The organism is Kribbella hippodromi, assembly GCF_039531045.1.
Taxonomy (GTDB): Bacteria; Actinomycetota; Actinomycetes; order Propionibacteriales; family Kribbellaceae; genus Kribbella; species Kribbella hippodromi.
The window spans coordinates 153,035-173,530 of sequence record NZ_BAAAPH010000010.1; the positions used below are offsets into that span (position 1 = coordinate 153,035).

18 protein-coding genes are annotated in these 20,496 nt (G+C 68.5%); 5 read left to right on the forward strand and 13 right to left on the reverse strand.

The annotated features are described in order from the left end of the window. Nucleotides 1–166: 166 nt before the first annotated feature. The 6 genes from ABD260_RS17490 to ABD260_RS17515 form a co-directional block, all read right to left on the reverse strand. The gene (locus ABD260_RS17490; protein ID WP_344234634.1) at nucleotides 167–391 is read right to left on the reverse strand and encodes a cold-shock protein; all 225 of its coding nucleotides are present in this window, start codon (nucleotides 389–391) and stop codon (nucleotides 167–169) included. Beyond that, on the reverse strand, nucleotides 391–3,165 hold the full coding sequence (gene acnA / locus ABD260_RS17495; protein ID WP_344234635.1) for an aconitate hydratase AcnA: 2,775 nt from the start codon (nucleotides 3,163–3,165) through the stop codon (nucleotides 391–393). Before acnA ends, ABD260_RS17490 begins: the two co-directional genes overlap by 1 nt. A gap of 145 nt (nucleotides 3,166–3,310) precedes the next feature. Beyond that, nucleotides 3,311–4,240: an LLM class F420-dependent oxidoreductase gene (locus ABD260_RS17500; RefSeq protein WP_344234636.1), complete on the reverse strand. Its 930-nt coding sequence runs from the start codon at nucleotides 4,238–4,240 to the stop codon at nucleotides 3,311–3,313. A gap of 10 nt (nucleotides 4,241–4,250) precedes the next feature. Continuing rightward, nucleotides 4,251–7,358, reverse strand: a complete 3,108-nt coding sequence (locus ABD260_RS17505; RefSeq protein WP_344234637.1) for a hypothetical protein — start codon at nucleotides 7,356–7,358, stop codon at nucleotides 4,251–4,253. 62 nt (nucleotides 7,359–7,420) lie between these two features. Then, nucleotides 7,421–8,605: a class I SAM-dependent RNA methyltransferase gene (locus ABD260_RS17510; protein WP_344234638.1), complete on the reverse strand. Its 1,185-nt coding sequence runs from the start codon at nucleotides 8,603–8,605 to the stop codon at nucleotides 7,421–7,423. Next, a complete protein-coding gene (locus tag ABD260_RS17515) occupies nucleotides 8,602–10,629 on the reverse strand; it encodes an APC family permease (protein WP_344234639.1) in 2,028 nt (675 codons plus the stop codon). Before ABD260_RS17515 ends, ABD260_RS17510 begins: the two co-directional genes overlap by 4 nt. Nucleotides 10,630–10,733: 104 nt before the next feature. On the opposite strand from ABD260_RS17515, the gene ABD260_RS17520 reads away from it, so the two are divergent. Continuing rightward, entirely contained in the window at nucleotides 10,734–11,396 is a 663-nt protein-coding gene (locus ABD260_RS17520; protein ID WP_344234640.1) for a potassium channel family protein, read from the forward strand. Then, on the forward strand, nucleotides 11,396–12,073 hold the full coding sequence (locus ABD260_RS17525; RefSeq protein ID WP_344234641.1) for a potassium channel family protein: 678 nt from the start codon (nucleotides 11,396–11,398) through the stop codon (nucleotides 12,071–12,073). The genes ABD260_RS17520 and ABD260_RS17525 overlap by 1 nt, the downstream gene beginning before the upstream one ends. 1,303 nt (nucleotides 12,074–13,376) lie before the next feature. Here the strand turns inward: ABD260_RS17525 and ABD260_RS17530 are convergent. From ABD260_RS17530 to dut, 4 genes are all read right to left on the reverse strand, one after another. Beyond that, nucleotides 13,377–14,174 (reverse strand): DUF3159 domain-containing protein, encoded by a 798-nt coding sequence (locus ABD260_RS17530; RefSeq protein ID WP_344234642.1) that lies wholly within the window; start codon nucleotides 14,172–14,174, stop codon nucleotides 13,377–13,379. Further along, a complete protein-coding gene (locus tag ABD260_RS17535; protein WP_184833282.1) occupies nucleotides 14,167–14,556 on the reverse strand; it encodes an OB-fold nucleic acid binding domain-containing protein in 390 nt (129 codons plus the stop codon). The genes ABD260_RS17530 and ABD260_RS17535 overlap by 8 nt, the downstream gene beginning before the upstream one ends. Nucleotides 14,557–14,575: 19 nt before the next feature. Then, nucleotides 14,576–15,226 (reverse strand): DUF3710 domain-containing protein, encoded by a 651-nt coding sequence (locus ABD260_RS17540; RefSeq protein WP_344234643.1) that lies wholly within the window; start codon nucleotides 15,224–15,226, stop codon nucleotides 14,576–14,578. A gap of 76 nt (nucleotides 15,227–15,302) precedes the next feature. Then, nucleotides 15,303–15,755, reverse strand: coding sequence for a dUTP diphosphatase (dut, locus tag ABD260_RS17545; RefSeq protein ID WP_344234644.1), 453 nt, complete (start codon nucleotides 15,753–15,755; stop codon nucleotides 15,303–15,305). 52 nt (nucleotides 15,756–15,807) lie between these two features. Here dut and ABD260_RS17550 point away from each other — a divergent pair, with 52 nt between their 5' ends. Together ABD260_RS17550 and ABD260_RS17555 are read left to right on the forward strand one after the other, a co-directional pair. Then, nucleotides 15,808–16,263, forward strand: a complete 456-nt coding sequence (locus ABD260_RS17550) for a DUF3093 domain-containing protein (RefSeq protein ID WP_344234645.1) — start codon at nucleotides 15,808–15,810, stop codon at nucleotides 16,261–16,263. A 31-nt stretch (nucleotides 16,264–16,294) separates the two neighbouring features. After that, the gene (locus ABD260_RS17555; RefSeq protein WP_344234646.1) at nucleotides 16,295–16,621 is read left to right on the forward strand and encodes a DUF4235 domain-containing protein; all 327 of its coding nucleotides are present in this window, start codon (nucleotides 16,295–16,297) and stop codon (nucleotides 16,619–16,621) included. 75 nt (nucleotides 16,622–16,696) lie between these two features. Here ABD260_RS17555 and ABD260_RS17560 read toward each other — a convergent pair whose 3' ends face one another. The 3 genes from ABD260_RS17560 to ABD260_RS17570 all read right to left on the reverse strand — a co-directional run bounded on the left by ABD260_RS17560 (nucleotide 16,697) and on the right by ABD260_RS17570 (nucleotide 19,247). Next, nucleotides 16,697–16,996, reverse strand: coding sequence for a DUF4193 domain-containing protein (locus tag ABD260_RS17560; RefSeq protein WP_130379292.1), 300 nt, complete (start codon nucleotides 16,994–16,996; stop codon nucleotides 16,697–16,699). Nucleotides 16,997–17,290: 294 nt separating this feature from the next. Continuing rightward, a complete protein-coding gene (locus tag ABD260_RS17565) occupies nucleotides 17,291–18,085 on the reverse strand; it encodes an inositol monophosphatase family protein (RefSeq protein ID WP_344234647.1) in 795 nt (264 codons plus the stop codon). 76 nt (nucleotides 18,086–18,161) lie between these two features. Continuing rightward, nucleotides 18,162–19,247 carry a ferrochelatase gene (locus ABD260_RS17570; protein ID WP_344234648.1) on the reverse strand — a complete coding sequence of 362 codons (1,086 nt, stop codon included), beginning with the start codon at nucleotides 19,245–19,247 and terminating at the stop codon, nucleotides 18,162–18,164. Nucleotides 19,248–19,295: 48 nt separating this feature from the next. Here ABD260_RS17570 and ABD260_RS17575 point away from each other — a divergent pair, with 48 nt between their 5' ends. Next, nucleotides 19,296–20,495 (forward strand): MFS transporter, encoded by a 1,200-nt coding sequence (locus tag ABD260_RS17575; RefSeq protein ID WP_344234649.1) that lies wholly within the window; start codon nucleotides 19,296–19,298, stop codon nucleotides 20,493–20,495. Nucleotide 20,496 lies beyond the last annotated feature (1 nt).

The following is a 20,496-nucleotide window of genomic DNA, read 5'->3' on the forward strand; positions in this document are numbered from 1 at the left end:
CGCGGACGTGACGGCGTACACGCGCGGAGGTTGCGGTGACCCGGCCGGAAGCTGGACGTGGTCCTCAGCGGCGGTGAGGTGTCGCGGTGAGGTGTCGCGGTGAGGTGTCGCGGTGGGGTGGGGGTTTGCCCGGCGCCGCCAGGGTTGGGCGGGCCGGGGCCGGGGGTTAGTGGGTCCAGGTGGCTCGGTAGTTGTAGCCGTCTTGGCCGGGGGATTCCCAGTGGAGGCGGACCCGGGCGCCGGGGGTCAGGGAGCGGAAGCCTTCGGCTTCGATGGCGGAGAAGTGGGTCCAGCAGCCGCCGGGGGTGCTGGGGCTGTCGATGACGCCCCAGCCCTCGTCGTCGTGCCAGAACCGGACGATGCCGTCGTCCTCGCCGGTCTGGTGGTCCATCAGCTCGCGATCAGGGAACGCAGGACGTACTGCAGGATGCCGCCGTTGCGGTAGTAGTCGGCCTCACCTGGGGTGTCGATGCGGACGACCGCGTCGAACTCCTGCACGGCACCGTCGGGCGCGGTGGCCTTGACGTGTACGGTGCGTGGGATCGAGCCGTTGTTGAGCTCGGTGACGCCCGTGATGTCGAACGTCTCCTCGCCGGTCAGCCCGAGCGACTCGGCGGTCTCGCCCTCCGGGTACTGCAGCGGCAGCACACCCATCCCGATCAGGTTCGACCGGTGGATCCGTTCGAAGGACTCGGTGATGACAGCCTTCGCACCGAGCAGCGCAGTGCCCTTCGCGGCCCAGTCACGCGACGAACCCGAGCCGTACTCCTTGCCGGCCAGGATCACCAGCGGCGTCCCGGCCGCGGCGTACGCCTGGGCCGCGTCGTAGATCGTGGTGACCGGCGCGTCGGCCTGGGTGAAGTCGCGGGTGAAACCGCCCTCGGTCCCCGGCGCGATCTGGTTCCGGAGCCGGATGTTCGCGAACGTGCCGCGGATCATCACCTCGTGGTTGCCCCGGCGCGAACCGTACGAGTTGAAGTCCTTGCGCGCGACGCCGTGGTCGGCCAGGTACGTACCCGCCGGGCTGTCCGCCTTGATCGAACCGGCCGGCGAGATGTGGTCGGTCGTGACCGAGTCGCCCAGCTTCGCCAGCACCCGCGCGCCGGCGATGTCGGTGACCGGTGCCGGCTCCTTCGCCATGCCGTCGAAGTACGGAGGCTTGCGGACGTACGTCGACTCGCTGTCCCACGCGAACGTCTTGCCCTCCGGCGTCGGCAGCGACTGCCAGCGCTCGTCACCGGCGAACACGTCGGCGTAGTCCTTCGCGAACATCTCCTTGTTGATCGAGGTCGCGATCGTCGCCTCGACCTCGTCGGCGCTCGGCCAGATGTCCTTCAGGAAGACGTCGTTCCCGTCCTGGTCCTTGCCCAGGGCATCGGTCTCGAAGTCGAAGTCCATCGTCCCGGCCAGCGCGTACGCGATCACCAGCGGCGGCGAGGCCAGGTAGTTCATCTTCACGTCCGGGTTGATCCGGCCCTCGAAGTTGCGGTTTCCGGACAGCACCGAGACGACGGCCAGGTCGGCCTCCTGCACGCCGGCCGAGATCGCTTCCGGCAGCGGGCCCGAGTTGCCGATGCAGGTCGTGCAGCCGTAACCGACCAGGTGGAAGCCGAGCTTCTCCAGGTACGGCGTGACGCCGGCCTTCTCGTAGTAATCGGTGACGACCTTCGAACCCGGCGCCAGCGACGTCTTCACCCACGGCTTCGAGGCGAGGCCCTTGTCCACCGCGTTCTTCGCGAGCAGCGCGGCGGCGAGCATGACCGACGGGTTCGACGTGTTGGTGCAGGAGGTGATGCTGGCGATCACGACGTGGCCGTGGTCGAGCTCGACCTCCTGGCCGTCCAGCGAGACCGTGGTCTTCTTCGACCGGCGGTCCGCGACGCCCGCGACCTCGTGCGGGTTGTCGTCCACGCTGCCGTGGCCGTTGGGCGCGTCGCTGGCCGGGAAGCTCCCGGTCTCGGACGGGTCGACGTCCTTCTCCTCGTCCGCGTAGTCCGGCAGCACCGCGCGGAACGACTCCTTGGCCTTGCTCAGCTCGATCCGGTCCTGCGGCCGCTTCGGGCCCGCGATCGACGGAACGACCGTCGACAGGTCGAGCTCGAGGTACTCCGAGAAGCGCGGCTCGACGGCCGGGTTGTGCCAGAGGCCCTGCTCCTTCGCGTACGCCTCGACCAGGGCGACGTCGTCGTCCGAGCGGCCGGTGAGCCGCAGGTAGTCGAGCGTGACGTCGTCGATCGGGAAGATCGCACAGGTGGAGCCGAACTCCGGGCTCATGTTGCCGATCGTGGCCCGGTTCGCCAGCGGGACCGCGGCGACGCCGTCACCGTAGAACTCGACGAACTTGCCGACCACGCCGTGCTTGCGCAGCATCTGGGTGATCGTCAGCACCACGTCGGTCGCGGTCGCGCCGGCCGGCACCGCGCCGGTCAGCTTGAAGCCGACGACCTTCGGGATCAGCATCGACACCGGCTGGCCGAGCATCGCGGCCTCGGCCTCGATCCCGCCGACACCCCAGCCGAGCACGCCCAGGCCGTTCACCATCGTGGTGTGGCTGTCGGTGCCGACACAGGTGTCCGGGTACGCCTGGCCGTTGCGGACCATGACCGTCCGCGCCAGGTGCTCGATGTTCACCTGGTGCACGATGCCGGTGCCGGGCGGGACGACCTTGAACTCGTCGAAGGCGGTCTGGCCCCAGCGGAGGAACTGGTAGCGCTCGCGGTTCCGCCCGTACTCGAACTCGACGTTGCGCTCGAAGGCGTCCGGCGTGCCGAACACGTCGATGATGACCGAGTGGTCGATGACCAGCTCGGCCGGCGCCAGCGGGTTGATCTTGGTCGGGTCGCCGCCGAGCTCACCGACCGCCTCGCGCATCGTGGCCAGGTCGACCACGCACGGCACGCCGGTGAAGTCCTGCATGATCACCCGCGCCGGGGTGAACTGGATCTCGGTGTCCGGGGCCGCATTCTGGTCCCAGTTGCCGAGCTTGCCGATGTGCTCGGCGGTGATGTTCGCGCCGTCCTCGGTGCGCAGCAGGTTCTCCAGCAGGATCTTCAGCGAGTACGGCAGTGTGTCCGCACCCTCGATGCCCGCCAACCTGAAGATCTCGTACGACTGCCCGTTGACCTCGAGTGCACCCTTGGCACCGAAGCTGTCGACGCTCGCCATCAACCCGCTCCTCTGTCAGTCCTTGTTCGCTCAGGCCCATCCTGCCGAGCGCGGCTCCCGGCCCAGAGGTCAGGTTCCCCTAACCTCCGGCCGCAAAACTCTCTCGACATCAAGATACACGACATCGAGCCACTGTCGGGAGGCGTTATGAAACCTGTGGACAAACCTCGGCCGCGATCAGGTCCAGGTGATCGAGGTCGTGCAGGTCCATGATCTGCACGTACTGCCGGTCCGATCCCACCGCGGCGAACCGCCCGAGCCGGTCGACCACCTCGGCCGGCGTACCCGCGATCGCGTTCGCCTTCAGGTCGTCGACGTCGCGGCCGATCGCGTCGGCGCGCTGCTTCACCTGCGCGTCGTCCTTGCCGACCACGACCGTGTGCGCGGTGGACAAGGCGAGTGTCTTCGGGTCACGGCCGATCGCCGCGCAGGCCGCTCGTACGCGCTCGAACAGGGTCTGGGTCTCCTCGACGCTCCGGAAGCCCGCGTTGAACTCGGCCGCGTACTGGGCGGCGAGCGCCGGCGTACGCTTCTTGCCCGCGCCGCCGATGATGATCGGTGGATGCTGCTGCACCGGCTTCGGCAACGCCGGCGAATCGGAGAGCTGGTAGTGCTTGCCCTCGAAGTCGTACTTCTCCCCCACCGGTGTGTCCCAGAGGCCGGTGATCAGCTCGAGCTGCTCGGTGAGGAGGTCGAAACGGCCCGGGGTGTCGGGGAAGTCCAGTCCGTACGCCTTGTGCTCCGCCTCGTACCACCCGGCGCCGAGACCGAGCTCGGCGCGACCGCCGCTCATCTGGTCGACCTGCGCGACCGAGATCGCGAGGACACCCGGGTACCGGAAGGTGGCTGAGCTGACCAGAGTGCCGAGCTTGATCCGCTGCGTTTCACGGGCCAGGCCGGCCAGCGTGATCCAGGAGTCGGTCGGGCCAGGGAGGCCGTCGTTCGGGCCCATGACCAGGTAGTGGTCCGACCGGAAGAACGCGTCGAAGCCGTTCTCCTCGGTCTTCTTGGCCACGGCGAGCAGGTCGTCGTAGGTGGCGCCTTGCTGGGGTTCGGTGAAGATCCTGAGAAGCATGACGCAAACGCTATCTCGCGCTGGTGTACAGCTTCTCGAGATAGGACGGCTGCCACTCGGGACCACGGTCGTACAAGCGACGTACCAGGCCGTTCACGTCCAGCCGCGGCTCGATCGGGTTGTCCCACCAGTCCGGCACCTGGTCGTACCAGCGGTCCACCCGCAACGTACGCCCGGCCGCGTCGATCCGGGCGAACAACCAGCCGCCCTGCTCACCCTGCGCCTCGGTCAGCCACAGGTCACCGAGCAGCCCGCTGAGCTTGTCCGCCGCGAACTCCGGGTCGTCGATCTCCGGCGGCTCGAGGTCGAACCGGTAGGACGGCGCCCGCGGATCCAGCACCTGCACCTGAATCGTGAAACCCGAAGGCACGACCGCCGTGCGCGCCCGGCACCAGTCGTGCAGTGCTCGCATCGCGTCGGACTCCTCGGGGCGCGGCCGGGGCCGCTCGGCCTCCGCGCGCATTGCTTCCTCCAAGGATCCCGCCGGCGGCGTAACCCGAGGCCCGTCCCCGCCGATCAGCCCCAGCCCCGGAATCGACATGCCTCCGAGGGCCACCGCGGCCGCGACTGCACTCACACCGGCGGCCGTGTCCAGCCCATCGCGAACCTCGGCCGAGTCAGCCGCGTACGCGCGAACCGGCTGCTCCGCGGGGTGCGGGTGATCGAGCTCGTAGGTGCTGGGGGTGAGCTCTGGGTTGGGGTTGGGTGCGGGCTCCGGTGGGGGCACGCGGCTCGGGTCGGGGTGCGGGTCAGGCCACGGCTCACGATCCGGCTCCGGGTCCGGCTGAGGCTCGGGTTCCGGCAACGGGCTCGGCGCGGGCTCGGGCTCAGGATGCGGCTCGGGCTCAGGATGCGGCTCGGGCTCAGGGTGCGGCTCGGGTTCGGGCCACGGTTCGGGTTCGGGTTCTGGGAACGGCCGCGGCTCCGGGCGGGGTTCCGGATCTGGGAACGGCCGGGGTTCGGGGCTCGGTTCCGGGTCCGGGAAGGGGCGCGGTTCCGGGCGGGGGTCAGGGGTCGGGTACGGGTCGGGGCCCGGACCTGGGGTTGGGTACGGATCGGGACCTGGGTAGGGGTCGGGCCCTGGACCTGGGGTTGGGTATGGGTCGGGGCCCGGGCCTGGGATCGGGTTGGGGGTGGGCAGCGGGTTGGGGGTTGGTTGTGGCCAGGGGTCGGACTGGGGTGACGGGGCGGATTGAGGCTCTACTTGAGCTTTAGCCTCTGGGAAGATGTATGCGGGCTGTTGCGGGCCCGTCGTGAGTGCGTCGGACGCCTGGTACGGCTCGGGGTCGTCGATGACGGCGGGGATCTCTGCGGTCAGGTCATCGGTGAGTTCGTCGTCCGATTCCCCGACCGGACCTGCGCCCGCGTCCCCCAACGGACCTGCGTCCGACTCCCCCACCGGGCCTGCGGTGTCCGCGGTGCGATCCGCAGGCTCGTACGCCCGGTCGAGCGCCGATGGCGAAGCAGGTTCCGTGTACGCGTCAGCTGGTGCACCGGATGCCGCATCAGCCGAGTACCTGTCGGAGATGTCGGGCGTGGACACCGTGGGGTACGCGTCGGGGGTGGACGGCGGTGAGTACGTGTCGTGCGGTTCGGGTCGTGCGGGCGCGAAGGGGGACGGGCCGGTGAAGGACTCGGGCTCGTTGTCTTCGGTTGGTGGGTCCTCGTCGGTTGGTAGGTCGAGGACGGCCTCGATCTCGGCGGTGGGGGCGTCGTCGTCTTCGAGGGCAGCGTCGGACGGCTGCGGAGGGGCAGCGGGGAGGGACGCGGCGGGCAGGGACGCGGCTTGGTGGGACGCGTTGGGGAGGTTGGGTGGGGTGGTGAGGGGCTGGGTGCGGCTGTTGGGGTCTTCTACCCACTCGCCGTTGATCCAGGCCGGGCCGTTCCATTCGGCGTCCGCGCCACCGGGCGCTCCGAGGACGGTGGGCGCGGGGGTGCCGGTGGACGGTTCGGGAGGGAAGGGGTTGTATTCGCTGGTCGCGGGCTGGTCGGACCAGGCTGGGTGTTCGGCGGTTTCCCAGTCTTGTTCGTCGGCTGGGGGCGTGGCGGGGGTGTCGGCGAAGAGGCTGTTGTAGAAGTCTTCGCCTTCGTAGCGGCCGCCGCCCACGCGTGGGGGTTCGGCCGACGGGAGGGCCGGGTTGTACGGCGGGTGGGACGTCGGGAGGCCGTTGCCGGAGAGATTCTCCGGGAGATACGCGCCGGGAGCAGGTGCCGGCGGATACTCACCGGCCCGACCGCTCCCAGAGGTGTCGCCCGGCTGACCGAAACCTGCGCCCGGCTGAGCCGACCCGGGGGTCGGCTGGCTGGAGGGGGGCGTGTCTATGGGTTGGCCGGTGAAAGGGCTGATGCCTGGGGGGACGACGAACGATTCCTCGTCCTGGGTCGGCCACTGCGTGTCGGGTGCTCCAGTCACGTCAGGCTCAACGACTGAGACCTCGGCTGTGTCAGGGTCAGTCGGGAAAATTTCCGGGACCGCAAAGTTTCGGGTGAAATCGGCGGCGGCGGTGACCCCGGCGGCCGGGTCGGGCTGGACGGGTGAGCGGGGGTCGATCCGGAACGGCGCGAAGAACGCCGCGAGGGACTCAACTGTGATCTCGCCGGTGCGGGCGGTCTGGATCAGCTCGACCCCGTACGGGCGTAACTCGTCGAGCCCGCCCAGGTAGTCGGCCCACTCGGCCACCCACTCGACCATTTCCTCGGCCGTGGCCTCGTCGGAGGTGATCCACTGGCCGATCGGTGCGAAGCCGTCCTCAACCGCGTCCCAGGGGTCACCGGGGTACGAAGCGCGCGCCCATGTCCCGTTGAACGCCCCGTACACGAAGCCGAGCTCGCCCGCGTCCTGGCGGCGGCGTACCTCCGGCTGACCGATCCAGTCCGGCGATCCGGCCAGCAGGTCGGAGCCGGCGGTGCGGCTGTGCTGCGTGTGGAAGCCCCACAGCACCGCCCGCCCGTCGCCCAGGCGGGTCATCCGCAGCACGGACGCGGTTTCGTCCTGATGGTGGTACCCGTCGGCGTCCGCATACCACCGCCGGTCGAAGCCCGTGGCATGGGCGACCGCGGACAGCGCGGTCCAGCGGGCCCGCAACTCCTCCGGGTCGTCCAAATCAACGAGCGGCATCAGGTCTCCAGCGCATTGGAATCCAGACCCAGACGCTACCCGAGGCTCCCAGGAGGCACCAGTCAGCTGTCCACAGGCTCGAGGATGGCGACGCATTCGATGTGGTGGGTCATGCCGAACAGGTCGAACGCCCGCAAGGACGCGATCCCGTACCCGAGTCGCCCGAAGGTCTTGAGGTCGCGGGCCAGCGCCGCCGGGTCGCACGCCACGTACGCGATGCGCCGCGGGCTCAGCGCGGCGATCCGGCGTACGACGTCCTTCCCCGCGCCGGTACGCGGCGGGTCCAGTACGACCAGATCCACGTGCTCAAGGCCATGACCAGCGGCAGCGTTCAGTACGCGGTCGACGTCACCGTTCTCGAGTGTCACACCGTCCAGGTCGTGCAGGTTGCGCCGGGCGTTCCGGACCGCGTCCTTGTCGCCCTCGATCGCCAGCACCGGGCAGCCTGCTTCGGCCAGGAACGCCGCGAACAGTCCGACCCCGCAGTACAGGTCCAGCGCGGTCTCCCCCGCCACTGGCTCCAGACCGCTCAGGACGGCGTCCACGAGCATCTCCGGTGCGGCAGGATGCACCTGCCAGAACCCACCGGCCTCGACCCGGAACCGCCGCTCCCGTACTACCTCAACCAGACGCTCACCAGCCTCCTGGTCGGTCTGGACGGCGGTCTTCCCCTCCGACGACACAACAGCCTGTACAGACGAAACACCGGGCCACTGCGAGTTCAGTACGTCCGGAGTCCCCGGGTGGGCGATCAGACACCGGTCGATGGGTACCAGGTCGTGCGACCGGTGCGCGTACATGCCGGGCCGGCCGTCCACCACCGCGTACCGCATCCGGGTACGCCAGCCGAGACCGTCGTCACCAGGTGACTCCATCACGATGGTGCGCTCGATCCCACCGATCCGCCGCAACGTATCGGAGACCACAGTGGCCTTCAGCCGGCGCTGCTCGACGATGTTGGCGTGCTGGAAGTCGCAGCCACCACACAGCCCCGGTCCGGCGTACGGGCAGGGCGGATCGATCCGCTGCGGCGACGGCGTCAGCACCTGAACCGCATCGGCTCTCAGGTACTTGGCGGTCTGCTCAGTGATCCGCGCATGCACCAGCTCCCCCGGCAGCGCATGCCGGACGAACACCACCTGTCCCTCGTGCCGAGCGACACAGTGTCCCCCGTGCGCTACCGGACCTACTTCCAGCTCGACAACCGTCCCGACCAGACTGTCGCCGTCACCGTTCTCGCCTGTCACCGATCTCCTGTCGACTTGCGGGCGCCGCGCCGTACCTGGCCGGCCACCCGTTCCACCCGGTCCTGCCGCTCCTCGGCCCCCTGCGACGAGAGCAGCTGGTAAGGAACGGACGTCACCATCACACCAGGTGTGAACAAGAGCCGCCCCTTGAGCCGCAGTGCACTCTGGTTGTGCAGGAGGTGCTCCCACCAGTGCCCGACCACGTACTCGGGGATGTAGACCATCACCACGTCCCGCGGCGACTGCCTGCGGATGTCCCGCACGTACTGCAGGATCGGCCGGGTGATCTCCCGATACGGCGACGCCAGCCGCTTCAACGGGATCGGGATGTTCCGGGCGTCCCAGTCCGCCTGTAGCGCGTCCGCCTCGTCGCGGTCGACGTCGACGGTGACCGCCTCCAGCGTGTACGGCCGGGCCGCCTTGGCGAAGGCCAGTGCCCGCAGCGTCGGCCGGTGCAGTTTCGACACCAGCACGATCGAGTGCACGCGGGACGGCAGCATCAGCGGCTCGTCCCCTTCCGCGGACATCTGCTTGCGTACGGTCTCGTAGTGCCGCCGAATGCCCTTCATCAGCAAGAACAGTGCCGCCATGGCGATGATCGCGATGTACGCGCCGTGGGTGAACTTGGTCAGCAGCACGATCACCAGCACGACCGCGGTCATCGTCAGGCCGACCGTGTTGATCACCCGGGACCGGTACATGTGCCGTCGTTTGGCGCTGTCCGTCTCGGTCTTCAGGTGCCGCGTCCAGTGCCGGATCATGCCGAACTGGCTGAGCGTGAAGCTCACGAACACACCCACGATGTACAGCTGGATCAGCTTGGTCACCTGGGCGTCGAACGCGATGATCAGCCCGGCCGCGCAGAGCGCCAGCAGGACGATGCCGTTGCTGTACGCGAGCCGGTCGCCTCGCGTATGCAACTGACGCGGCAGGAAACCGTCCCGGGCCAGGATCGACGCGAGGACGGGGAAGCCGTTGAAGGCGGTGTTCGCGGCCAGTACCAGGATCAGCATGGTCGCGCCGATCACCACGTAGAAGGCCGGCTGGAAGTTGGAGAACACCGCGTCGCCGATCTGGCCGATCACGGTCTTCTGGGTGTAGCTCGCACCGACCGGCTGACCGTTCAGGTACAGCTGAGTGGCTGGGTCTTCGGCGAAGCGGAGCTTCATCTTGCCGGCCAGGAACAGGATGCTCATCAGCATCGTGACGGCGATCGTACCGAGCAGCAGCAGCGTGGTCGCGGCGTTCCGGCTCTTCGGCTTGCGGAACGCCGGTACGCCGTTGCTGATCGCCTCGACGCCGGTCAGCGCCGCACAGCCGGACGAGAACGCCCGGGCCAGCAGGAAGACCGCGGCCAGCCCGGTGAACACCTCGTGGCCGGACTCGGCGCGGACCTCGAAGCCGGCGCTCTCCGCCAGCGGCAGGTTGCCGGCCGCGAGCCGGATCAGGCCCCAGATCGCCATTCCGATGATCGAGAACATGAAGATGTAGGTCGGGATCGCGAAGATCCCGCCGGATTCGCGGACGCCGCGCAGATTCATCGCGGTCAGCAGCAGTACCAGGCCGACCGCGAGTGGTACCTCATGTCCTTCCAGGAACGGCAGCGCCGATTTCGCGTTCTGTACGCCGGAGGAGATCGACACCGCCACGGTCAGCACGTAGTCGACCATCAGCGCGCTCGCCACGGTCAGCCCGGCGGTCGGGCCGATGTTGACGGTCGCGACCTCGTAGTCACCCCCACCCGACGGGTACGCGTGCACGTTCTGCCGGTACGAGGCCACCACCACGAGCATCACGAACGCGACCAGCAGCCCGATCTTCCACGAGTAGCTGTACGCCGCCAGCCCGGCGATCGACAGCGTCAGAAAGACCTCGTCCGGCGCGTACGCGACCGAGGACAGCGCGTCACTGGCGAAAACCGGCAGCGCGATGCGCTTCGGCAGCAGCGTCTCACCCAACTGGGTGCTACGTAATTTGCGACCGAGCAGCAGCCGTTTGCCGATGTCGCCTAGAGCGGGAGTCACACCGGTGATGTTAGAGGGCGTCGGACACGACCTCTGTTCCGGTGTAGCGTCTAACCCTGCCGAACGAGACAGCAGCCCTTCCGGGGGCGAGGAGTGATTGCGGAGTGCACGTCGTCATCATGGGCTGCGGCCGCGTCGGTTCGACGCTCGCCCGCGGTCTGGAGAAGCGGGGCCACACGGTCGCGATCATCGACCAGGCGGCCGACGCGTTCCGCCGGCTGAGCCCGAACTTCACCGGCCGGACCATCGTCGGGATGGGCTTCGACCGGGAGGTACTGATCGAGGCCGGGATCGAGGACGCCGAGGCGTTCGCCGCGGTCTCCAACGGCGACAACTCGAACATCCTGGCCGCCCGGGTGGCGCGGGAGACGTTCGGGATCGGCAACGTGGTGGCCCGGATCTACGACCCGGGCCGCGCCGAGGTGTACCAGCGGCTCGGCATCCCCACCGTCGGCACCGTCCGCTGGACCGTCGACCAGATGATGCGCCGGCTGCTGCCCGAAGGATCCGAGCCGGAGTGGCGCGATCCGTCCGGCACCGTACGGCTGGCCGAGGTGCACGTACACGCCGCCTGGATCGGCCGGGTCGCCCTGGACATCGAGAAGGCCACCGGCGCCCGGGTCGCGTTCCTGACCCGGCTCGGCGAGGGCATCCTGCCCCGGGCCGACACGGTCATCCAGGAGGGTGACCTGGTCCATGTCGTGATGCTGGAGCGGGACGCCGCCGCGATCGAGTCCCAGCTCGGCGCGAAGCCTGAGGAGCTGTGATGCGGGTAGCCATCGCCGGGGCCGGGCAGGTCGGCCGGTCGATCGCCAGCGAACTGCTGGACAACGGCCACGAGGTCCTGCTGATCGACAAGGACCCACGCGCGATCAAGGCCGAGTCCGTACCGCGGGCCGAATGGCTGCTGGCCGACGCCTGCGAGCTGTCCTCCCTGGAAGAGGCCGCCCTGCAGCGCTGCCAGGTCGCGATCGCCAGCACCGGCGACGACAAGGTCAACTTGGTCGTGTCACTGCTCGCGAAAACCGAGTTCGGCGTACCGCGAACCGTTGCGCGGGTCAACCATCCGCGCAACGAGTGGATGTTCAACGAGGCGTGGGGCGTCGACGTGTCGGTGTCCACGCCGCGGATCATGTCCGCGCTGGTGGAAGAGGCGGTGTCGGTCGGCGACCTGGTCCGCCTGTTCACCTTCCGCCAGGGCGACGCCAACCTGGTCGAACTCACCCTCCCCGAAGACTCCCCCATGATCGGCCGCCGCGTCGGCGACGTCGACTGGCCGCTGGACACCGCCTTGGTGGTCATCCTCCGCGAAGGCCGAGTCCTCCGCCCCGACCCCGAAGGCACCCTCGAACTCAACGACGAACTCCTCTTCGTAGCCGCCGACGAAACCGAAGAACAACTCGAAGACATGCTCTCCCCCCACCACCGAAAGCCCGACCAGTAACTCTCGGGACACACGCCCAGCTACGGGAAGCACCGCCCACAAAGAACCCCGCTTCGCGCCACCTGCTTGTTGGCCGCTTCGCACCAACTGCTTGTCGGCCACTTCGCGTCGAGCGTCGGGCGGAGGGACCGATGCAGGCGTTAACCCCTGAGGTTGTTCCTTCACCCCCTGCATGCCGATGGTGAAGGAACAACCTGTGACGTTAACCCCCACCCCGCAAGCACCTGTGTCAGTGCTCCTTCTTTCGCACAGCACAGTCACCCGCCGCGCCCCAGAAGTACATGCGGCTTCACCACACCACCCCGCGGAAGCACTTTCCGCGCAGCAACCAACAAACAGCCGCCGCGAAGCAACCCCGTGCTGAGCACATCTCAGGTGGGTTCTCCACTGCTCTTGTGGGTTCTCCACCCGCATACCAGTAGAGAACCCACCACTCGAGTGGAGAACCCAGCAGCAACCCGGGTAGGCCACCGCCGGGCAACATCCGCACCAAGGCGGTGACGTGTCGCGACCTTTCTTCTGCACTGGGGTGTACGCAGTAGGCGCTACCCGGCCGAACGACCGTGACACAGCACCCTGCCACGCTCACCCCGGAAGCACCTCTGGCACCCACCCAGCGCCCACGCCAAACACCTGGCTTTCGGGCAGAGCGATACACCAATCACCTCCACCGCGCCACGGAGCGGTGTCCTGTACGAGCAGTACCTCTTGTACCTGGCCGTCCTGGGGTCCGCCGGCGCGAAAGCACGTCCGCCGCGAAGCGAAACAACCAGCTTGACGGGCCGCCGCGAAGCGGTGACCTTTGCACGCAGTACACCTTCTACCTGGCACTGAGGGCAGCCGCTGGTCCGAAAGCACCTCCGCCGCGCCGCGGAGCGGCCGGCCGACAGCCGCCGCGAAGTGGTGTCCTCTGCGGAGTACTACTTCCTCACACAGCAGTTGGAAGCTGGTTCCCCCGGGAGGACATCCCGCTTCGCCTAGCACCTCCTCGCGGAAGCACCTGTCTCACGCCGCGCAGCGGCAAGTAGACAGCCGCCGCGAAGCGATGACCTTTGCAGGCAGTACACCTTCTACCTGGCACTGCGGGCAGCCGCTGCTCCGAAAGGAACCTCCGCCGCGCCGCGAAGCGCCAGCTGACGGCCGCCGCGGAGCGGTGTCGTCCGCAGCAGTACTACTTCTTCACGCGGCGCAGTTGGAAGCGGCTCCCGCCGGAAGGACATCCGGCTCCACCTAGCACCTCCCCGCGGAAGCGCCTGTCTTACGCCGTGAAGCGGGCTGCAGGTAGTCGCTGCGGAGTGGTGGCTTATTTTTTGCCGCGGAGGAGGTGGGTGATGGTGTCTCGGGTTTCGGTCCATTTTTCGGGGGGCATGGAGCCTCGGAGGACGGTGTAGGCGCACCAGATGGCCAGGGCGTAGAACGGGAGGCCCAGGCCGATCTTGGCGATGCCGAGGGCGTTCAGGCTGCCGGTGAAGTACAGCGGGACCTGGACGATCAGGCGGATGGCGAACAGGCCTACGAACACCATGGTGGCGCGGGAGAAGCCCTTGAGCAGGGCGGGGTCGCGGCGCCAAGCCGTACCGGTTTGGGTGATCACGCCGTACAGGACGCCGAACAGGGGCCAGCGGAACAGTACGGTCAGCAAGTACAGCGCCCCGTACCCGAGGTTTGTCAGCAGACCAGGGACGTAGAAGTCCTTCGCGTTGCCGGTCCGGTTGGCGACGAAGGCTGAGATGAGTACGCCGACGAAACCGCCGAAGACGTTGCGCAGGGGCTGTTTGCGGATCAGGCGGATGACCGCGATCAGCCCGGCGATACCGACCGCGATGATCAGGGACTGCTGGAGTTTGTGGTCGGTGGCGGCGTACGCGACCAGGAACGCGATCCACGGCAGACCGATGTCGAGCAGCGCGCCCCAGCCACCGAGCGCCTGGAAGAAGTCCTTGTCCGAACTCTGCGCCGGCTTCCCGGGCTCCCCAGCCGGCTCCCCCGCCGCCGAAGCCTCCTGCGTCGCCGCGGCCTCCACCTCGGGCTTCAGGATTTCGACCAGTTTCTCCTGGAGGTCGTCCTCGACCTGGTCCCGGCGGGACGTCGGGTCAGCCATTCGCGGCCTGCGGACGCAGCTCGTAGCGGGGGTTGAACATCACCCGGTCGCCGTCGACGACGCCGATCCGGCCGGAGGCGATCAGGTCGGAGCCGGCGTGGATGCCGCCGATCTTGCGGCGGCCGAGCCACACCAGTTTCACCGTGCCGGTGCCGTCGTACAACTCGCCCTCCAAGGCCGGTACGCCGCCGCGTGGGCTGAACGTGATGGTCCGGAGGGTGCCGTACAAGGTGACCACCTCACGGTCGTGGCAGCCGGTGATGGACCGCGCGCCACAGTCCTGCGCGAAGTCCTGGAGGACTTCCGCGTCCTGCTGATCGCGGTCTCCGGCGAGCCCTCGGAAGGCACGCTTCCAGAGCCCCGCGGGTTTGCTGCTACCCATGATGTCGAGTGTAGTCCGCTCAGACCTGTTCTTCGTCCGGGTTCGGCTGGGCGCCCGGCGGCAGCTGCAGCGGCAGCGACTCACGGACCGCCATCGGCTCGTCACCGCGGACGACGATGGTGTTGCGCAGCGTCGCCTCCATCGGCTCGGCGGCGTCCGGCTCGACCGCGGCGCGGCCCAGGATGGTGCCGCGGAGCAGCCAGCGCGGGCCGTCCACGCCGATCACCCGGGAGGTCTGGCTGAAGATCTGGCCTTCGGGGTCCTCGACCGGTACGACCAGCACGAGCTCGGTACCGAACGGGCCGTCGGTCTCGGTGGCGGTGCCGCCCATCCGGCTGGCCTCGGCGGCGATCTCCTGGCGGACCTCGTCCCAGATGCCACTCTTCTTGGGCGCCGCGAACGCGCGCAGCTCCAGCGCGGAGTCCTCGAGCATCAGCAGCACGGCCTGCACCACGCCGCTCTGCTCGTCGACCTGCAGGCCCAGCTCCATGCCCGGCATCCCGGTCACGACGAGCGCGCCGAGGTCGATCCGGTCGTCAGCCTCCAGCACCTCCGCGTCGACCTCGGTCACGTCGAACGGACCCTCGGCACGGGGCTCCACCGCCTCGTCCGGACCGCCTTCGGTCCCGATCTCGGCGTCTTCGTTCCTGCCCTTGCGGCGGAAGATCACAGCTGTTGCCTACTTCCTCGATGTTTGTACGGCCGCCGTAGTTTCGCAGCCCCGCCGGTCCAACGGATGTACCTGCTCAGCGTGTCACATCGCCGAAACCACCGGTCGACCCGTGTCCCCCGTCGCCGCGCGCGGAACCGGGCAGCGTGGTCACCTCGACGAACCGTGCCTTCTCCACCTGCTGGATGACGAGCTGGGCGATCCGGTCGCCTCGCCGCACCGTGACTTCGGCGTGCGGGTCGAGGTTGATCAGGCACACCTTGATCTCACCGCGGTACCCGGCGTCGACGGTACCGGGCGCGTTCACGATCGACACACCGTGCTTCGCGGCCAGCCCGGAGCGTGGGTGTACGAAGGCCGCGTACCCGTCTTGCAGGGCGATCGCGATCCCCGTACCGACCAAGCCACGCTCCCCGGGCTTCAGGGTCAGGTCGGTGGCCGCCACCAGGTCCGCGCCGGCGTCGCCGGGGTGTGCGTACGCCGGGATCGGCAGGTCGGGGTCGATGCGCTGGATCAGTACCTCGGTCACGAGAGGTGACCCTATCGAGACCGATCCACCGGTGACGTGCCAGGCTGGTCCCGTGGGTACGTATCGCGAGAGTCTCCGGGTCCCGGTGTCGTGGTGGATCATCGCCGCCGCGACCGTGATCACGCTGTTCGTCATCACCGCGGTCCCGGCCGGCACCATCGCCGGTGTGGTCGTCGGTGCGGTGTCGGCGGCGCTGCTGGTGCTGCTGTTCGTCCGGTACGGGGGCGCGCGGGTGGAGGTCGACGCCAAGCGGCTGCGGGCCGGCCGGGCCGAGATCGACCGGTCGTACCTGGGCACCGTCGAGGCGCTCAGCGGTGATGCCGCGCGGCAGGCGTTCGGCCGCGACTGCGACCCGCAGGCGTACCTGGTGCTGCGCAGCTATCTGCGCGGCGCGGTCCGGGTCCAGATCACCGATCCGGGCGACCCGGCGCCGTACTGGCTGATCGGCACGCGCCACCCGGACCGCTTGGCTGCGGCTCTGGACGGGCACAGCGTGGGAAGATCCTGACTGTCAGGTAGTCGCAGGAGGAGGGTTTGCGGTGGTCGGAGCGAAGATCGGCTGGAAGCTGGTACAGGCCGCGTTCACGGTGGCGGTCGGTCTGGCGGCGAGCAAGGCCGTGAGCACGGCCTGGAAACTCGGTTCGGGCGGGAAGCCGCCGAAGGACGGCCAGGGCGAGTACCTGGAGGTCGTCACCTGGGCCGCCGCGAGCGCGGCCGCCGCGGCTGCCGCGAAGCTGTTCGCGGAGCGGCGCGCCGCCGCGTACTACCTGAAGTCGACCGGTCACGCGCCGCCCGGCTACGTCCAGGACGCGACGGCGGGCCTGATCCGGGGTACCGACACCGGTCTGGTCAAGAAAGAAGACTGAACGTTCGTCAGCGGGACCGTCCCACCGAGGTGGGACGGTCCCGCTGGCCGTTGAGACGAAGCAGGGCGGCTGGTGTCAGGCTGCGCAGTCGCGGCAGATCAGCTGCCCGTTCTTCGTTTCGGCGAGCTGGCTGCGGTGGTGTACCAGGAAGCAGCTCGAACAAGTGAACTCGTCGGCCTGGCGCGGGAGCACCCGGACCGCCAGCTCCTCGTGACTCAGGTCGGCGCCGGGCAGCTCGAAGCTCTCCGCGGCCTCGGCCTCGTCCTCGTCGACCTTGCCGGAGTTCTTGTCGTGACGACGAGTCTTCAGCTCCTCGATCGACTCTTCGGAAGCGTCCTCGTCTGTCTTGCGCGGGGCGTCGTAATCAGTCGCCATGGTGTTTCCCTGCCCTCTTCGTACCCGTGGTGTTGCCTGCTGAGCCCTGAACGGGTGGAGCGGCCGAGAAATTCCGCGTCGGCGCACCGCGCTGAATCTTCGTCCCCCGAAACCCTTGACAGCCAGGCCGGGATCGGCAATCACCGTTCCCGAGGACGGGATTGTGCCCTATTACGCTCCGCAATGCACGACTGGGTCCATGCTCTGACCCGCGTGTCGCCACAAATGTCAGTACCGAACACCGAAATGCTCATTAGTGCGCGGTACTGCGCAGAAACGAACACTCAGGAGATTCTAAGCGCGCAATGGGTTCGCAGCGGCGATCAGGTCGTGGAAGGGGTCGAAGAGGGCTGGGGTGGCCGCGATCGACATCTCCGGTGACACCGGTGCGCCGTTCAGGCCGCCCACCGCCGCGCCGGCCTCGGCCGCGATGAGGGCACCGGCGCCGTAGTCCCATGGGTTCAGGCCGCGCTCGTAGACCACGTCCAGCCGGCCGCACGCGACGTAGCAGAGGTCGATCGCGCCGACGCCGATCCGGCGGATGTCCCGGACCTTGGTGATCAGCTGCTGCACCACCTCGGCCTGTACCTGGCGGCGCGCCGGGTCGTACCCGAAGCCTGTCCCGACCAGGGCCTTGGCCAGCTCGGTCTCGCCGGACACCCGGATCGGCTTGCCGTCCACGAAAGCGCCGCCGCCCTTCGTCGCGGTGAACACCTCCCCCTTGGGCGCGTCCACGACGACCCCGGCGACCGTCTCGCCGTCCACCTCCACCGCGATCGAGACGGCGTACGTCGGCAGGTCGTACAAGTAGTTGACCGTCCCGTCGATCGGATCGACCACCCAGCGCACGCCACTCGTACCGTTCACGTCGTCGCCCTCTTCGCCGAGGAACGAGTCGTCCGGCCGGGCTGCCAGCACCCGTGCGCGGATCAGCTCCTCGGACTCCCGGTCGACGGCGGTCACGACATCGGTGATCGTGCTCTTGGTGTCCGCGACGGTGATCTGCCCGCGACGACGCTCGACGATCAGCCGCGCCGCCTCCTCCGCGACCTCGACAGCCAGCTTCAGCAACTGATCGGGGAAACTCATCGACGTCCTCACTTCGTTCCGGGCGCCGACGAGGCACGAAACGCGCTGCATTGGATGGCTCGTTCGCTTCGCTCTCTCACGCGGTTTCCTTAGCTGGAGTCGGTCGGCGGAGTGGTGGGCAGCAGTCGTGGCGGCAGTCGTCCCAGGCCGGGCCGAGCTTGCCGGCGCAGGGCCGGGCCGGCTGCTCCCCACGTTCGGCGGCGGCGCGCTCGACGACCAGGTCGCGGAGCATGGTGACGAACTTCTCGTCCGTCCCCGGCGTCGCGGCCCGCGCCATCGGCAGCCCGAGCTTCTCGGCGGTCTTCGCGGCCTCGGTGTCGAGGTCGTAGATGACCTCCATGTGGTCGCTGACGAACCCGATCGGTACCACCGCCACTCCCGGTACGCCCTCGGCGGCGAGCGCTTCCAGGTGGTCGTTCACATCCGGCTCGAGCCACGGCACCTGCGGCGGCCCGGACCGCGAGCAGTACACGAGGTCAGTCCGCCTGGCCTGTCCGGTACGGCGCTCCAGCTCGGCCGTGATCTCCGCGGCGACGTCCAGATGCCAGTCCAGGTACCCGTTGCCGTCCGGTCCGCTGGTCGCGTTCATCGCGGTCGGGATGGAGTGCGTCACGTACGCGATCGCCGATCCGGCCGGCAGCTTGCTCAGCGCCGCCGCGGTGGACTCCACGAACGACCCGACGAAACCGGGGTGGTTCGCGTAGTGCCGCAGCTTGTCGATCCGCGGCGCGTCCGGTACCTCACGCGCGGCGTCCTCGAGGTTCTCCCGGTACTGCCGGCAGCCCGAGTACGACGGGTACGCCGACGTGACGATCACCACTGCCCGGCGGACACCGTCGGCGGCCATTTCGCGCATCGTGTCGGTCAGGTACGGCGCCCAGTTGCGGTTGCCCCAGTAGATCGGCAGGTCCAGCCCGATCTCGTCGAACGACGCCCGCAGCGCGCCGAGCAGCGCCCTGTTCTGGTCGTTGATCGGGCTCTTGCCGCCGAACGAGTAGTAGTGCTCGCCGACCTCCTTCAACCGCTCGTCCGGGATGCCCCGGCCGCGGGTCACGTTCTGCAGGAAGGGCAGGACGTCCTCGGGTTTCTCGGGTCCGCCGAAGGAGAGCAGCAGGACCGCGTCGTACGGGGCAGTGCCGATCGGGTGCGGGGCAGGCGACATATTCCAAGCTTCTCAGACGCCGATGGCCTAAGCTCTTCCCGGTCTCTCATGCTCAAGCCCTACATACATCTGCTCCGCCGTCCCGGTGCCGGAGCCTTCGTCACCGCCGGGGTACTCGGACGTATGCCGATCTCGATGATCGGTCTCGGCATCGTCATCCTGATCGCCAAGGAGAGCGGCTCGTACGGGCTGGCCGGCGCGGTCTCCGGAGTGGCCGTCATCGCCGGTGCACTGACCGGCCCGGTGCAGGGCCGTCTGGTCGACCGGTTCGGTCAGCGGCTGCTGATCCTGATCGGCTCGGTCACCTGCACTGTCGGCCTGGCCGGTCTGCTCATCGCTGTCCGGAGCGATTCACCGACCTGGGTCTTGTACGTGCTGTCCTTCGTTGCCGGTGGCACGCGTCCACAGGTCGGTTCGTTCGTACGAGCCCGCTGGACGCACCTGCTCGGTAGGGGCCGCGCGCTACAGACTGCGTTCGCACTCGAGGCGGTTGGTGACGAGGTCGTCTTCATCGTCGGTCCGGTACTGGTCACCACACTGGCGACGCAGTGGAGTCCGTACGCCGCTCTGATCACTGCTGGCGTACTGGGTCTTGCCGGCGGCATCTGGTTGGCATCACTGCGCGCTACGGACCCTCCTGGTCGCGGCAGGTCCGCGGACGGTACACAGCCGCCGATGCCCTGGTTGTCGATCCTCCTGCTCAGTCTGATCGGTCTGGGCCTCGGCGCGACGCTTGGTGGCGCAGAGGTCATCACAGTGGCGTTTGCCACCGAGAAGGGCCAGGAGGGGCTGGCTGGCGTCGTACTGGCCATCTGGGCGTTCGGCAGCCTGCTGGCAGGCCTCTGGTACGGGTCGGTGCACTGGCGCGCTCCAGTCGAGCGCAGGCTGTTCATCGGCACCATCGTGCTGGCCATCACCCTGGCGCCACTCCCCTGGGTCGACAGCGTGTGGCTGCTTGGTGTGGTGCTGTTCTGCTGCGGCATGACGATCGCACCGACGATGGTCGCTGTCACCGCGTGTGTCGAGGAGTGGGTACCACCGGAGCGGCTGACCGAGGCGATCACCTGGACCGTCACCGGCATACTCTTCGGTGTCGCACCAGGCAATGCGGCTGCTGGGCACGCTGTGGACCTCTGGGGCCCCTCCAACGCGTACTGGGTACCGTTCGGCGTCGGTATCGCGTGTGCCGTCGTCGCAGCAATCTCCACCACCTTCGCCCGCCCCAAGGAACGCTTCGCCCACAACTAGC